Source organism: Comamonas sp. CAH-2, from assembly GCF_009668305.1.
Classification (GTDB): domain Bacteria; phylum Pseudomonadota; class Gammaproteobacteria; order Burkholderiales; family Burkholderiaceae_C; genus Comamonas; species Comamonas aquatica.
Map to the genome: position 1 here is coordinate 12,504 of NZ_VSWF01000009.1, position 14,403 is coordinate 26,906.

Here is a 14,403-nt window from a genome sequence, read left to right on the forward strand (position 1 = left end):
CTGCGCGCGCATGCCAGCGTGTTGTGCGGCCCCCGTAGCCAGATCGCCTCCAGCCAGCTGCGCCGCCTTGTTGATCTTCAAGGAGTCCCCCCATGACCAGCCCTTCGCACCCCAGCCCGGCCACCCGCCTGGAAAAAGACACCTTCGGCCCGATTGCCGTGCCGGCCGACAAGCTCTGGGGCGCACAGACCCAGCGTTCGCTGCAGAACTTCGACATCAGCGGCGAACAGCAGCCGCGCGAAATCATTGCCGCCCTGGTGCAGGTGAAAAAGGCATCGGCCACGGTGAACTGCACCCTGGGCCTGCTGGATGCCAAGAAATCCCAGGCCATCAACGCCGCGGCCGATGAGGTGCTGGCCGGCCAGCACCCGGGCGAATTCCCGCTGGTGGTGTGGCAGACCGGTTCGGGCACGCAGACCAATATGAACGTCAACGAGGTGCTGGCCAACCGCGCCAGCGAGCTGCTGGGCGGCGAGCGCGGCGAGTCGCGCCTGGTGCACCCGAACGACGACGTGAACAAAAGCCAGTCCAGCAACGACGTCTACCCCACGGCCATGCATGTGGCGGCGGTCACGGCCATCGAGCAGAAGCTGCTGCCGGCCATTGCCAAGCTGCGTGCCACGCTGCAGGCCAAGAGCGAGGCCTTGGCCGACATCGTCAAGATCGGCCGCACCCACCTGCAGGACGCCACGCCGCTGACGCTGGGCCAGGAGATCTCCGGCTGGGTGGCCCAGCTAGCCCACGGCGAAAAGCATGTGCGCGCCGCCCTGCCCCATCTGTATGAGCTGGCCCTGGGCGGCACCGCCGTGGGCACCGGCCTGAATGCGCCCAAGGGCTATGCCGAAGGCGTGGCGACCGAGCTGGCCCGGCTGACCGGCTACCCGTTCGTCACCTCGCCCAACAAGTTCGAATCGCTGGCATCGTGCGACGGCCTGGTGCACGCCCATGGCGCGCTCAAGACCCTGGCCGCCAGCCTGATGAAGATTGCCAACGATGTGCGCTGGCTAGCCAGCGGCCCACGCAGCGGCCTGGGCGAGCTGTCGATCCCCGAGAACGAGCCCGGCTCGTCCATCATGCCGGGCAAGGTCAACCCCACCCAGTCCGAAGCCATGACCATGCTGTGCGCTCAGGTGTTTGGCAACGACGTGGCCATCAACTTTGGCGGCGCCAGCGGCAACTTCGAGCTGAACGTGTTCCGCCCGCTGGTGGCGCACAACTTCCTGCAGAGCGTGCGCCTGCTGGCCGATGGCATGGTCAGCTTCAACGACCACTGCGCCGTGGGGATCGAGCCCAACCGCGCACGCATTGCCGAGCTGGTCGGCCGATCGCTGATGCTGGTGACTGCGCTCAACACCCACATCGGCTATGACAAGGCCGCCTACATCGCCAAGAAAGCGCACAAAGAGGGCACCAGCCTGCGCGATGCCGCGATTGCCAGCGGCCATGTGACGGCCGCGCAGTTCGACCAGTGGGTGGTGCCGGAGCACATGGTCGGCAACCTCTGAGCCCCGGTCCAACGCGGTCACGAAAAAGGCAGCCTGCGGGCTGCCTTTTCGATGGCCGGATCGCGGTGGCTCTGGCTCACTCGGGCAGGTTGCCCAAAGGCCGGCCCAGGTACTTTTGCGAGATGGCGTTCAGGCTGCCATCGGCCTTGGCGGTGCGCAGGATGACGTTCACTTGGTCCAGCAACTCCTTGTTGCCCTTGGCCACGCCGATGAAGCACGGCACATCGGTCAGCAGCAGCTTGTATTCGGTATCCAGCTTGGGGTTGCGCTGCATGGTCAGCCCGGCCACGGCGGCGCTGTGGGCCAGCACCTGGCTTTGCCCGGTGACGAAGGACGCAATCGTGGCCGTATCGTCCTCGAAACGCTTGACCTGCGTGCCGGCCGGCGCCAGCTTGGTCAGCGCATCGTCCTGCAGCGAGCCACGTGTCACGGCCACGCTCTTGCCGGCCAGATCGCTGAACTGGTGGATGGTCAGCCCCTTGGCGGCATAGATGCCGGAGAAGAACGGCGCATAGGAGATGCTGAAGTCCACGACCTTCTCGCGCTCGGGGTTCTTGCCCATGGAGGAGATGATCAGGTCCACCTTGCCGGCCTGCAGCGCCGGGATGCGGGCCGGCGATGTCACCGTGACGATGTTGAGCTTGACGCCCATCTGCTTAGCGATCAGCTCGGCCGTGGCCACGTCCGAGCCCTGGGGCTTGAGGCTGGCATCAATGAAGCCGTAGGGCGGGTAGTCGGTCTGGATGCCGACGTTGAGGGTCTTGCGCGCCTGGATCTCGGACAGCGGGGCCGCATGCGCGGCCGTGGCGAGGGCGCCCAAGCCCCAGGCGGCCATGGTGATCAAGGTGGTGCGGCGAGACGGGGAAAAATGCATGACAGGCTCCGGAGGTGAAAAGCGGCCCGGCGCTGCACGCTGGTGCAGCCGCACGGGACAGGGCGCCTCCATGCACAGACCATGCCTGAGCGCGCCACCGCCCTCCCTGCCACCAGCGAGGCATTAAAAAACCGCTGCGGCTTGCGCCCAGCGGTTTTGGGCATGGCGCGACAGCGCCGATCAGGCCGCCTTCAAGGCATCGCCCAGCTGCGCCACCACGCGTGTCCAATGGTTGATTTCTTGGTCGATGAATTGCGCATACGCCTTTTGGCTGTGGCTGCTGGCGATATCCACAACCAAGCCCTGCAGCTGCTTGACCACCTGCGGCTGCTGCAACGCCGTGTGCAGGTGCGCGTGCCAGGCGCTGGCAATCGGCTGCGCAACATTGGCGGACGCAAACAACCCAAACCAGCCTTCGTTGCTGACCTGCTGCAGCCCCACCTCGCGCAGCGTGGGCAGCTGCGGGTAATAGCTGCTGCGTGCCGCAGAGGCGACGGCCAGTGGCACCAGCTTCTTGGCTTCAATGAACGAACCAATCGCTCCGGCCGTCACAAACATGGCATCCACGCGGCCACCAGCCAAATCCTGCAAGGCAAACGGACTGCCGCGGTAAGGCACGTGCAAACCCTTCACCTGCACCGCGTCTGCCAGCAAATGGCCCAACAGGTGGGCGCCGGAGCCAAGGCCTGTGGAGGCATAGCTGAATGTGCCCTTGCGTTTCCACTGCTCCAGCGCTGCTTGCAAACTGGTGGGACCACCCGCAGGCACCAGGAGGACCGAGGCCGTATTGCCGATTTGCCCAATCGGCGTAAAGCCCTTGCGAGGGTCATAGGGCTGGGGCGTTTGCATCAGCGGTGACAGCACATTCGTCCCGATGTGGCCCAGCAGCAGCGTGTGGCCATCGTTCTTGGCCACGGACACGAACTTGGAGCCAATGGTGCCACCCGCGCCAGGCTTGTTTTCCACGATCACCTCCCGGTCCAGTTGCGCGCTGAATGCCTGTGCCAGCACACGCGCCACGCCATCGGTGGCCCCACCTGCAGGCCCGCCCACCACGATGGTGACATGCTTGCCATCCACCAGAAAGTCTTTGGCGGGTACGGGGGGAGCATTCTGCGCCCCGAGCCAGGGAGCCGCCGTACCGGCCGTGAGGGCAGCCGACCATTGCAGCCATTGGCGGCGATTGAACGTGGAAATTTCGGAATGCGACATGGGAAATGGACTTTCAAAGGTGGTGCCTGCACCAGGGCGCAGGCAGCCAGCGCCGGCCGCTGCGGCCCGCGTTGCTGCATCAAGGATGGGGATGGAATGAACAGCGCGCGGGCTTATTCGCTGACCTGGGTGCGCTGCATGTAGCGCCGCGCACTGGGGTCAAAGGCATCGCGGCGGTGCAAGGTCACCCGGTTGTCCCAGGCCACCAGGTCACCGACCTGCCACTGCTGTGCCCATGCAAACTGCGGCTGTGTGGCGTGTGCCCACAGCGCGTTGAGCAGGGCTTCACTTTCTGACAGAGCAAGCCCGCGGACATAAGCACCACGGCGACGCCCCAAATACAGGCTGTACTTGCCGGTGTCGGGGTTCAGGCGCGCCAGCGGGTGCACGGCGCCCACGGTCTCACGCGGGTCGGTGCTGTCCTTGAAACCCAGGCGCAACTGGCCAGCGCTGTTGCGGCTGGCATCGTGCACGCATGCATGCTGCACAGCCTGCGCCTTGAGGTCGGGGGGCAGCGTGTCAAACGCCGCATACATGTTGGCGAAATAGGTGTTACCGCCTTCTGCCGGAATTTCACGCGCCAGCAACAACGCGGCCTTGGGAGGCACGGGCTGGTAGGTCATGTCCGCGTGCCAGACCGACTCGCCATCGCCCAGGCCGCCCAAGGCCTTGCCGTCTTGCACGACGTTGGAGATCACCACGATCTCGCGCGGCAGTGCCTCGGTGCTGCCATGCAGGGGCTGCGCACCGATGGGGCGCTGGTCCAGCTGGCCAAAGTAGGCAGAAAAACGGATGTGATCCTGCACCGTCAGCTGCTGCTGCCCGCGAAAGCGGAGCACCAGATGCCGGTTCCACGCCTGCTGCAGGGCGTGGACGGTAGCGGGGTGCAGAGGCTGGCGCAGATCCAGCCCCACGATGTCGGCACCCAAAGCGGCGCCCGTCGGTTTCACTTCAAAGGCTTGGGGTTCGGCCGCGATCGGGGTGGGGGCCACCGCAGTGGCAAGGGATGAGGCAGTCATGGCAAACAGCTGGTGGATCAGTGAATGCCGTCATGCTAGAAATTTGCGCGCCCTCGGGGAACGAAGTTTTCTGCGCATCGATATGCGTTTTTTGAAGCAAGCCCATGACATGGACTGCCACGGTAGGCTCAAAAAACCGCTGCGGCTTGCGCCCAGCGGTGGGTAGGAGGTCGAGGCGGTGGTCCAGAGATTGGTCGCCCAGTGACCCGGCAGGCTCAGGCCTGCTTGCGGTAGCGGTACAGGCAGCGCCAGGCCAGCCAGGCACAGCCGCCATGCAGCAGCAGCAAGCCCAGCATCTGGAGCCGCGGCAGCCATGCGTGTCCACGTGCCAGCCACTGCGGCAGGATGCCGTAGTGCAGCAACACCGCCGTCACCAGGCCGCCGAGCACATAAATCAGCAGAGCGCCTTGCGCCCATGCTTCCTCGGTTTCCGCATGTTTTCGCCTGGAAAGTGCCAGCAGGCCTACGCAAGCCGCTATGGAAATCCAGGTCTGCACCAGGCTGAGCGACTGCAGCTGCGCGGTGATGCGGTGCCAGTTCGGCTCGGTGGCGAAGAGCCCGATCACCGCCAGCAGGCTGCCCGCGACCGTGCCCAGCCACAGGCAGGCCAGCCACCAGGGCCTGCGCGCTGCCGCTGCGGGGCTGTGGCCGCTGCCGCCCATCACCCGCTCAGATGTACTTGACCGCGACGATCTCGTAGCGGCGCTCGCCGCCCGGGGCCTGCACCACGGCCGTGTCGCCCTCTTCCTTACCGATCAGCGCGCGCGCGATGGGGCTGGAGATGTTGATCAGGCCCAGCTTGATGTCGGCCTCGTCCTCACCCACGATCTGGTAAGTCACGGCGGCGCCGCTGTCTTCGTCCTCCAGCTCCACCGTGGTGCCGAACACCACGCGGCCGCCGGCGTCCAGCGACGAGGGGTCGATGACCTGGGCCGCGGACAGCTTGCCCTCGACTTCCATGATGCGGCCTTCGATGAAGCCCTGGCGGTCCTTGGCGGACTCGTACTCGGCGTTTTCGCTCAGGTCACCCTGGGCGCGCGCTTCGGCGATCGCCTGGATGATGTTGGGACGCTCGACGGTCTTGAGACGGTGCAGCTCTTCCTTGAGCTTTTCTGCACCACGCTTGGTAATTGGAATGGTTGCCATGTCTAGTTTCTCCACATACGGCTGGGCGTACACGCGCACATCGGCACAGTCGCGCCACAGGGGCATGTCCAGAGTGCCACATCGACGTGGCTGTATGGATAGGACGCCCCAAAAGCAAACCGCCGCGCAGTGTGCCGCGCGGCGGTGTTCCTAGGTCAGGGGCTCATTATGCCGCGTTTGCAGCGGCATGCCCTCAGTAAAACCCGACGTGTTGTGACTTAGTGCGTCAGCAGGGCGTGCAGCTCTTGCACGGAATGCACGTCCAGGTTGCCGCGCATGGCCTTCATGCCTTCCACGGCCGCTTCCGCGCCGAAGATGGTGGTGAAGGTGGTCACACGGGCCAGCAGCGCGCTGGTACGGATCTGGCGCGAGTCGGCGATGGCGTTGCGACGCTCCTCCACCGTGTTGATGACCAGGGCGATTTCGCCGTTCTTGATCATGTCCACGATGTGGGGGCGACCTTCGGCCACCTTGTTGACGGTCTGCACCTCCACGCCGGCTTCGGCAATCGCCGCCGCGGTACCGCGGGTGGCGCACAGGGTGTAGCCCATGGCTGCCAGTTCCTTGGCCACGGCCACGGCACGCGCCTTGTCGTTGTTCTTCACCGACAGGAAGACCTTGCCTTCGGCAGGCAGGTGCACGCCGGCACCCATCTGGCTCTTCACAAAGGCTTCGCCAAAGGTCTTGCCCACGCCCATGACTTCACCGGTGGACTTCATCTCGGGGCCGAGGATGGTGTCCACACCGGGGAACTTCACGAACGGGAACACGGCTTCCTTGACGCTGAAGTAAGGCGGCGTGATTTCCTTGGTCACGCCCTGGCTGGCCAGGGTCTGGCCGGCCATGCAGCGCGCTGCCACCTTGGCCAGCTGCACGCCGGTGGCCTTGGAGACGAAGGGCACGGTGCGCGAGGCGCGGGGGTTCACTTCCAGCACGTAGATCACGTCCTGGCCGTCCTGCTCCTTGATGGCGAACTGCACGTTCATCAGGCCGACCACGTTCAGGCCCTGGGCCATGGCGGCGGTCTGGCGCTTGATTTCGGCGATGGTGTCGGCCTTGAGGTAGTAAGGCGGCAGCGAGCAGGCGGAGTCACCAGAGTGGACGCCGGCTTGCTCGATGTGCTCCATCACGCCGCCGATGTACACGGCGCCGGTGGCGTCGCGCACACAGTCCACGTCACACTCGATGGCGTTGGACAGGAAGTGGTCCAGCAGCACGGGCGAGTCGTTGGAGACCTTGACGGCTTCGCGCATGTAGCGCTCCAGGTCGCGCTGCTCGTGCACGATTTCCATGGCACGGCCCCCCAGCACATAGGAAGGACGCACCACCAGGGGGTAGCCCAGGCCAGCGGCCTTTTCCAGCGCTTCAGCTTCGGTACGCGCCGTGGCGTTCGGTGGCTGGCGCAGGCCCAGGTCGTTGAGCAGCTTCTGGAAGCGCTCGCGGTCCTCGGCGGCGTCGATCATGTCGGGTGTGGTGCCGATGATCTTCACGCCTTCGGCTTCCAGGCCCAGGGCCAGCTTCAGCGGCGTCTGTCCGCCGTACTGCACGATCACGCCGTCGGGCTGTTCGACATCGACGATTTCCAGCACGTCTTCCAGCGTCAGGGGCTCGAAGTACAGGCGGTCGGACGTGTCGTAGTCGGTGGACACGGTCTCGGGGTTGCAGTTGACCATGATGGTTTCGTAACCATCTTCGCGCATGGCCATGGCGGCGTGCACGCAGCAGTAGTCGAACTCAATGCCCTGGCCGATGCGGTTCGGGCCACCGCCCAGCACCATGATCTTCTTCTTGTCCGTGGGTGCGGCTTCGCACTCCTCGTCGTACGTGGAGTACATGTACGCCGTGTTGGAGGCGAATTCGGCCGCGCAGGTGTCCACGCGCTTGAACACGGGGCGCACCTTCAACGCCTTGCGCGCTTCGCGCACGGCCTTGTCGGTGGTGTGCAGCAGCTTGGCCAGGCGGCGGTCGGAGAAGCCCTTTTGCTTCAGCGTGCGCAGCGTGGCGGCGTCCAGCAGGGACAGGGCCTTGTCGCCATGGGCTTCGAAGTGCTGGTCCAGGTCCAGCTCGATCTTGACGATCTCTTCGATCTGCACCAGGAACCACTTGTCGATCTTGGTGATGGCGTGCACTTCGTCCAGCGACCAACCGGCCGCGAACGCGTCACCCACATACCAGATGCGGTCAGGACCGGGCTCGCCCAGTTCCTTTTCCAGGATTTCGCGGTCCTGGGTCTTTTCGTTCATGCCGTCCACGCCCACTTCCAGACCGCGCAGGGCCTTCTGGAAGGATTCCTGGAAGGTGCGGCCGATGGCCATCACTTCGCCCACGGACTTCATCTGCGTAGTCAGGCGGTTGTCGGCCGTGGGGAACTTCTCGAACGCGAAACGTGGGATCTTGGTGACCACGTAGTCGATGGTGGGCTCGAACGACGCGGGGGTGGCACCGCCCGTGATTTCGTTCTTCAGCTCGTCCAGCGTGAAGCCAACGGCCAGCTTGGCCGCGATCTTGGCAATCGGGAAGCCCGTGGCCTTGGAGGCCAGCGCCGAGGAACGCGAGACGCGGGGGTTCATCTCGATGACGATCATGCGACCGTCCTTGGGATTCACCGAGAACTGCACGTTGGAACCGCCCGTGTCCACACCGATCTCACGCAGCACCGCCAGCGAGGCGTTGCGCATGATCTGGTATTCCTTGTCAGTCAGCGTCTGGGCGGGTGCTACGGTGATGGAGTCACCGGTGTGTACGCCCATGGGGTCCAGATTCTCGATGGAGCAGACGATGATGCAGTTGTCCGCGGTGTCGCGCACCACTTCCATCTCGTACTCTTTCCAGCCCAGCAGCGATTCTTCGATCAGCAGCTCGTTGGTGGGCGAAGCCTCCAGACCACGCTTGCAGATGGTCTCGAATTCTTCGGCGTTGTAGGCAATGCCACCGCCCGTGCCACCCAGCGTGAAGCTGGGGCGGATCACGGTGGGGAAGCCGACGCGCTTTTGCACTTCCCAGGCCTCGTCCATGGAGTGGGCGATGCCGGAGCGCGCGGAGCCCAGACCGATCTTGGTCATGGCGTCCTTGAACTTCAGGCGGTCTTCGGCCTTGTCGATGGCTTCGGGCTTGGCGCCGATCAGCTCCACCTGGTACTTGTCCAGCACGCCGTGCTTCCACAGGTCCAGGGCGCAGTTCAGCGCTGTCTGGCCGCCCATGGTGGGCAGGATGGCGTCGGGGCGTTCCTTGGCGATGATCTTCTCGACCGTCTGCCAGGTGATGGGCTCGATGTAGGTGACGTCCGCCGTGGCAGGGTCGGTCATGATCGTGGCGGGGTTGCTGTTGATCAGGATGACCTTGTACCCCTCTTCGCGCAGCGCCTTGCAGGCCTGCACGCCGGAGTAGTCGAATTCACAGGCCTGGCCGATCACGATGGGACCGGCGCCGATGATCAGAATGCTTTTGAGGTCGGTGCGCTTAGGCATTGTTGTGGCTCTCCATCAGCGCGGTGAAGCGGTCGAACAGGTAGGCGATATCGTGGGGACCGGGCGAAGCCTCGGGGTGGCCCTGGAAACAGAAGGCGGGCACATCGGTGCGCTCCAGGCCCTGCAGCGTGCCGTCAAACAGGCTGACGTGCGTGGCGCGCAGGTTGGCCGGCAGCGTTTCCAGTTCCACCGCAAAGCCGTGGTTCTGGCTGGTGATGCTGACGCGGCCCGTATCCAGGTCCTTCACGGGGTGGTTGGCACCGTGGTGGCTGTTTTGCATCTTGAAGGTCTTGGCGCCGGAGGCCAGGGCCATGATCTGGTGACCCAGGCAGATGCCGAACAAAGGCTTCTTGGCGGCCATGATCTCTTGCGCCGCGGCGATGGCGTAGTCGCATGGCGCTGGGTCGCCAGGGCCGTTGGACAGGAACACGCCATCGGGGTTCAGCGCCAGCACGTCCTTGGCGGGCGTCTGGGCCGGCACCACGGTCAGCTTGCAGCCACGCTCGGCCAGCATGCGCAGGATGTTCTTCTTGACGCCAAAGTCGTAGGCCACGACGTGGAACTTGGGGTTCTCGAGCTGGCCATAGCCTTCGCCCAGCTTCCACTCGGTTTCCGACCAGTCGTAGCCGGCTGCCGTCGTCACCTCCTTGGCCAGATCCAGGCCCTTCATCGCGGGAGCGGCCTTGGCGGCGGCCAGGGCTTCGTCGATGCGCGCCTGGGTGACCGCTTCGCCTGCGGCCAGGCCCAGGATGGCACCATTTTGTGCGCCCTTGTCACGCAGCAGGCGGGTCAGCTTGCGGGTGTCGATGTTGGCAATCGCCACGGTCTGGTTGCGCACCAGGTACTGCGACAGGGTCTCGCCCATGCGGAAGTTGCTGGCCAGCAGGGGCAGGTTCTTGATGATCAAGCCTGCGGCATGGACTTGGTCGGCTTCGATGTCCTCGACATTGACGCCGTAGTTGCCAATGTGGGGATAGGTGAGCGTGACGATCTGTTGGCAGTAGCTGGGGTCGGTGAGGATTTCTTGGTAGCCCGTGATGGCGGTGTTGAACACCACCTCACCCACTGTGGTGCCTTGCGCACCAATCGAATTGCCAACAAAGACCGTGCCGTCTGCGAGCGCCAGGATGGCGGATGGGAAGCTTCCCTGAAGAGACAAAAGCACTGGATTCTCCGGTTCTAAGTACGGTTACGCCCAGCGCGCGCCACCCGACCTAGCGTCGTGCGGCATGTTGCTTATCTACAGTGATGACGAGGAAAGCGTCGCTAGGCGTATGGAAAGAATGCTGAAAAGCCTCTCATTATAGCCACTTCCTTTCGCAGCATTCTGACCACGCCAGGGATTCCCCTCTCCCAGCCCCTACAAGACCTGGCTTACCGCGCTGGCATGCAGGCAGATCGCGGCGGCCGCACCGACGTTCAGCGACTCCTCGCCCCCGGGCTGTGCAATCCGCACCGACTGGGCCGCGAGCGCCTCGACCGCAGGCCCCACGCCCTGGCCTTCATGCCCCATGGCCCAGGCGCAGGGCCAGGGCAGGTGCGCACGGTGGATCAGATCGCCGCGGTGGGAGCTGGTGACCAGCAGAGGCACCTGCAGTTGCGCCAGCGCATCGGCTTCCACCCCTTCCACCAGATGCAGCGCAAAGTGCGCGCCCATGCCGGCCCGCAGCACCTTCTGGCTCCAGAGCGCGGCCGTGCCCTTGAGCGCAATCACCTGCCGGAACCCGAAGGCCGAGGCACTGCGCAGGATGGAGCCGACATTGCCGGCATCCTGCACCCGATCCAACACCACGCTGGGCACACCGGATTGCACGGTCACACTGGGCGACCAAGGCAGGAGGTAGCCCATGCGGGCCGGTGACTCCAGACCGCTGATGTCCGCAAACAGGGTATCCGCGAGGACTACAACTTTGGAAGCGCATTGCGCCCATTCAACGGGCACCTGCGGCCAAAAAGACTCCGCAAACACCGCCACACTGGGTTTCAGGCCACGCGCCAGGGCCGCGCGACAGAGGTGGTCGCCCTCCAGCCACACCTGCCCTTGCCTGCGGTACACACCGCTTTCGCGCGACAGGCGGCGCAGGTCTTTGACGAAGGTGTTGTCACGCGAATGGATTTCTGTAAATTTCATGCCGTGGTGGCTGCGGTTTCACGCGCAGCGAATGTATGGATCACCTGCGCCACCGGGGCAAAGCTGCGCCGGTGGGCGGGTGTGGCGCCCAGGCCGCGCAGCGCCTGCAAATGCGCGGCAGTGCCATAGCCTTTGTGCGCGGCAAAACCGTAGCCAGGATACTCACGGTCAAAACCCTCGCACCAGCGGTCACGGTGGACCTTGGCCAGGATCGAGGCGGCCGAAATGGCCTGCACCAGGGCATCGCCCTTGACAATCGCCTCGGCCTGCACCTCCAGCACCGGCAGCCGGTTGCCATCGACTTGGACCAGTGCCGGCTTCAGGCGCAGGCCATGCACCGCCCGCTGCATCGCCAGCAAGGTGGCCTGCAGGATGTTGAGCCGGTCGATCTCTTCCACCGACGCTTCGGCAATGCAAAAGCACAAGGCCTTGGCGCGGATCTCGTCGAACAGCTTTTCGCGGCGCAAAGCCGTGAGCTTCTTCGAATCGGCCAGCCCGGCAATCGGGTGCAGGTCGTCCAGAATGACGGCCGCGGCCACCACCGGCCCCGCCAGGGGACCGCGCCCGGCTTCATCCACCCCCGCCACTAGGCCTGGCGCATGCCAGGGCAAGGAACCTTGCTCAGGCAGTGAGAACTTTTTGGATGGCATGGGCGGATAAGGTCGTCGTATCTTTGTGCAGGCTGCGGTGCAAGGCCGCAAACCGCTGCTCCACCACCTGCACCTTGGCGCGCGCATGTGCGCTGTCATCCAGCCACTGCGCCACGGCATGTGCCAAGGCCTGCGGCGAAGCCTGGTCCTGCAGCAGTTCGGGCACCACAAAGTCGGAGCACAGGATGTTGGGCAAGCCCACCCACGGCTGCAATTGCTTGCGCTGCATGAGACGGTAGCTGCACGGGTGCATGTTGTAGGAGATCACCATGGGCCGCTTGAACAACGCGGCCTCCAAGGTGGCCGTGCCACTGGCAATCAAGGTGCAGTCACAGGCCGCCAGCACATCGTGCGACTGGCCACGCACGATCTTGAGCCACGCAGCGACCCCCAGCTCCTGGCTCAGAGCCACCAGCCGGTCGTGCAGGGCCGGCACGGCCGGCAGCACCACCTGCAAATCAGGCCATTGCTGTCGCAGCAGGGCCGCTGCCTGCATGAAGGGCTTGGCGATGTATTGCACCTCGGCACGGCGGCTGCCCGGCAGCAACGCCAGGACCGGATGCTCCTGCACCAGCCCAAGGCGCGCACGCGCAGCGGCACGGTCGGGCTCCATCGGAATGACCTGTGCCAAGGGATGCCCGACGTAGGTGGCCGCAATCCCATGCTGCGCCAGCAAATCCGGCTCAAACGGAAACAGGCACAGCACATGGTCGGCCGCAGCCCGGATCTTGTGGACGCGCTCCGCACGCCAGGCCCAGATGGAAGGGCAGACAAAGTGCACCGTCTTGATGCCCGCCGCACGCAGGTCCTGCTCCAACCCCAGGTTGAAATCCGGCGCATCAATCCCCACAAACACGTCCGGGCGGTCCTGCAGCAAACGCGCACGCAGCTGCCGGCGGATGGACAGGATGTCCCACAGACGCATCAGCACCTCAAAGCTGTAGCCATGCACGGCCAGCCGCTCACTGGGCCACAACTCCTCAAAACCGCGCTGCTGCATGTGGGGCCCGCCAATGCCCAGGGCCTGCACCTGCGGCCACTGGCGCTGCAGACCATCCAAAAGCAAACCGGCGAGCAAGTCTCCTGACGTCTCGCCGGCCACCATGGCAACACGGGGTTGCTGTGTATCTTTGACAGACATGGCCTTAACGCGCAATTCCTCGTGTCGAAGCAGTCAAGAAAGACTGCATGAGCGCAATATCCTGGGCCGCCTCAGGCATCTCGATCACCAGTGCTGCAATCGCCTGGACCGCGTCTTCCAGGGTCAGGCCCTGGCGATACAACAGGCGGTGCATTTGCTTGACCGCCTTCAGCCGTTCGGGCGTAAAGCCACGGCGACGCAAACCTTCGATGTTGAAGCCGCGCACCGCCAGGGGGTTGCCTTCGATCATCATGAAGGGCGGGACATCCTGGGCCACACGGCTGGCAAAGCCCGCCATGGCGTGGGCGCCGATCTTCACGAACTGGTGCACACCGGTCAGCCCCCCCAGAATCACCCAGTCACCCACATGCACATGACCCGCCAAGGTGGCGTTGTTGGCCAGGATGGTGTGACTGCCCACCGCGCAATCGTGCGCGATATGGACATAGGCCATGATCCAGTTGTCGTTCCCCACGCGGGTGACGCCTGCATCCTGGCTGGTGCCGGTGTTGAAGGTACAGAACTCGCGGATGGTGTTGCGATCGCCAATCACCAGCTCGGTCGGCTCGCCCGCGTACTTCTTGTCCTGCGGCTGCGCGCCCAACGATGCGAACTGGAAAATCTGGTTATCTTCACCGATGGTGGTGTGCCCCTCGATCACGCAATGCGGGCCAATGCGCGTACCGGCCCCCACCTTCACATGGGCGCCGATGACGCTGTAGGCCCCCACAGTCACAGAAGGGTGCAGCAAAGCGCCCTCATGCACGATCGCGGTGGGATGGATGTTCTCGCTCATCAGGCCTGCTTTTCAGGGCCCACGTAACGCATGGTGCACATCAGCTCTGCCTCGCAGGCGACTTCTTCGCCCACGCGCGCCACACCCTTGAACTTCCAGATGCCACCACGGACACGGTCGATGGAAGCTTCCAGGATCAGTTGATCCCCGGGCTCCACGGGACGCTTGAAACGGGCCGAATCAATCCCCACGAAGTAGTAGATATTGTTTTCGTCGGGCACCTGGCCCATGGCATCAAACGCCAACAAGCCTGCGGCCTGGGCCAGCGCTTCCAGCATCAGCACACCCGGCATCACGGGACGGCCTGGGAAGTGCCCCATGAAATAAGGCTCGTTGAAAGTAACGTTTTTGATCGCGCGGATGCGCTTGTTACTCTCAAGTTCAACCACCCGATCCACCAGCAAGAAAGGGTAGCGGTGGGGGAGTTGCTTGAGAATTGCGTGAATATCCATTATGAATTTC

13 protein-coding genes are annotated in these 14,403 nt (G+C 64.3%); 1 reads left to right on the forward strand and 12 read right to left on the reverse strand.

Features of this window, described 5'->3' with window-relative positions; translation table 11 throughout:
- Positions 1–92: 92 nt before the first annotated feature.
- Complete coding sequence (gene fumC, locus FYM52_RS07630) at positions 93–1,505, forward strand: class II fumarate hydratase (RefSeq protein WP_154163661.1); 1,413 nt, start codon at positions 93–95, stop codon at positions 1,503–1,505.
- Between the two features lie 76 nt (positions 1,506–1,581).
- Here the strand turns inward: fumC and FYM52_RS07635 are convergent, their stop codons facing one another.
- The 12 genes from FYM52_RS07635 to fabZ form a co-directional block, all read right to left on the reverse strand.
- A complete protein-coding gene (locus tag FYM52_RS07635) occupies positions 1,582–2,379 on the reverse strand; it encodes a transporter substrate-binding domain-containing protein (RefSeq protein WP_154163662.1) in 798 nt (265 codons plus the stop codon).
- A gap of 180 nt (positions 2,380–2,559) precedes the next feature.
- Positions 2,560–3,591 carry a tripartite tricarboxylate transporter substrate binding protein gene (locus tag FYM52_RS07640; RefSeq protein ID WP_154163663.1) on the reverse strand — a complete coding sequence of 344 codons (1,032 nt, stop codon included), beginning with the start codon at positions 3,589–3,591 and terminating at the stop codon, positions 2,560–2,562.
- Between the two features lie 113 nt (positions 3,592–3,704).
- Positions 3,705–4,610: a TauD/TfdA family dioxygenase gene (locus tag FYM52_RS07645; protein WP_154163664.1), complete on the reverse strand. Its 906-nt coding sequence runs from the start codon at positions 4,608–4,610 to the stop codon at positions 3,705–3,707.
- 215 nt (positions 4,611–4,825) lie between these two features.
- On the reverse strand, positions 4,826–5,272 hold the full coding sequence (locus FYM52_RS07650) for a hypothetical protein (RefSeq protein WP_154163665.1): 447 nt from the start codon (positions 5,270–5,272) through the stop codon (positions 4,826–4,828).
- Positions 5,273–5,279: 7 nt separating this feature from the next.
- Positions 5,280–5,756 (reverse strand): transcription elongation factor GreA, encoded by a 477-nt coding sequence (gene greA, locus FYM52_RS07655; protein ID WP_042412503.1) that lies wholly within the window; start codon positions 5,754–5,756, stop codon positions 5,280–5,282.
- Positions 5,757–5,974: 218 nt separating this feature from the next.
- Positions 5,975–9,223, reverse strand: coding sequence for a carbamoyl-phosphate synthase large subunit (carB, locus tag FYM52_RS07660; RefSeq protein WP_154163666.1), 3,249 nt, complete (start codon positions 9,221–9,223; stop codon positions 5,975–5,977).
- On the reverse strand, positions 9,216–10,388 hold the full coding sequence (gene carA / locus FYM52_RS07665; RefSeq protein WP_162524676.1) for a glutamine-hydrolyzing carbamoyl-phosphate synthase small subunit: 1,173 nt from the start codon (positions 10,386–10,388) through the stop codon (positions 9,216–9,218). The genes carB and carA overlap by 8 nt, the downstream gene beginning before the upstream one ends.
- 195 nt (positions 10,389–10,583) lie before the next feature.
- Positions 10,584–11,354, reverse strand: coding sequence for an RNA methyltransferase (locus FYM52_RS07670; protein ID WP_154163668.1), 771 nt, complete (start codon positions 11,352–11,354; stop codon positions 10,584–10,586).
- Positions 11,351–12,004 carry a ribonuclease HII gene (gene rnhB, locus FYM52_RS07675; RefSeq protein WP_043382295.1) on the reverse strand — a complete coding sequence of 218 codons (654 nt, stop codon included), beginning with the start codon at positions 12,002–12,004 and terminating at the stop codon, positions 11,351–11,353. Before rnhB ends, FYM52_RS07670 begins: the two co-directional genes overlap by 4 nt.
- Positions 11,976–13,145 carry a lipid-A-disaccharide synthase gene (gene lpxB, locus FYM52_RS07680; RefSeq protein ID WP_154163669.1) on the reverse strand — a complete coding sequence of 390 codons (1,170 nt, stop codon included), beginning with the start codon at positions 13,143–13,145 and terminating at the stop codon, positions 11,976–11,978. Before lpxB ends, rnhB begins: the two co-directional genes overlap by 29 nt.
- Before the next feature lie 4 nt (positions 13,146–13,149).
- Positions 13,150–13,941 carry an acyl-ACP--UDP-N-acetylglucosamine O-acyltransferase gene (gene lpxA / locus FYM52_RS07685; protein WP_154163670.1) on the reverse strand — a complete coding sequence of 264 codons (792 nt, stop codon included), beginning with the start codon at positions 13,939–13,941 and terminating at the stop codon, positions 13,150–13,152.
- Positions 13,941–14,396, reverse strand: coding sequence for a 3-hydroxyacyl-ACP dehydratase FabZ (gene fabZ / locus FYM52_RS07690; RefSeq protein WP_042412211.1), 456 nt, complete (start codon positions 14,394–14,396; stop codon positions 13,941–13,943). The genes lpxA and fabZ overlap by 1 nt, the downstream gene beginning before the upstream one ends.
- Between the last annotated feature and the right edge of the window lie 7 nt (positions 14,397–14,403).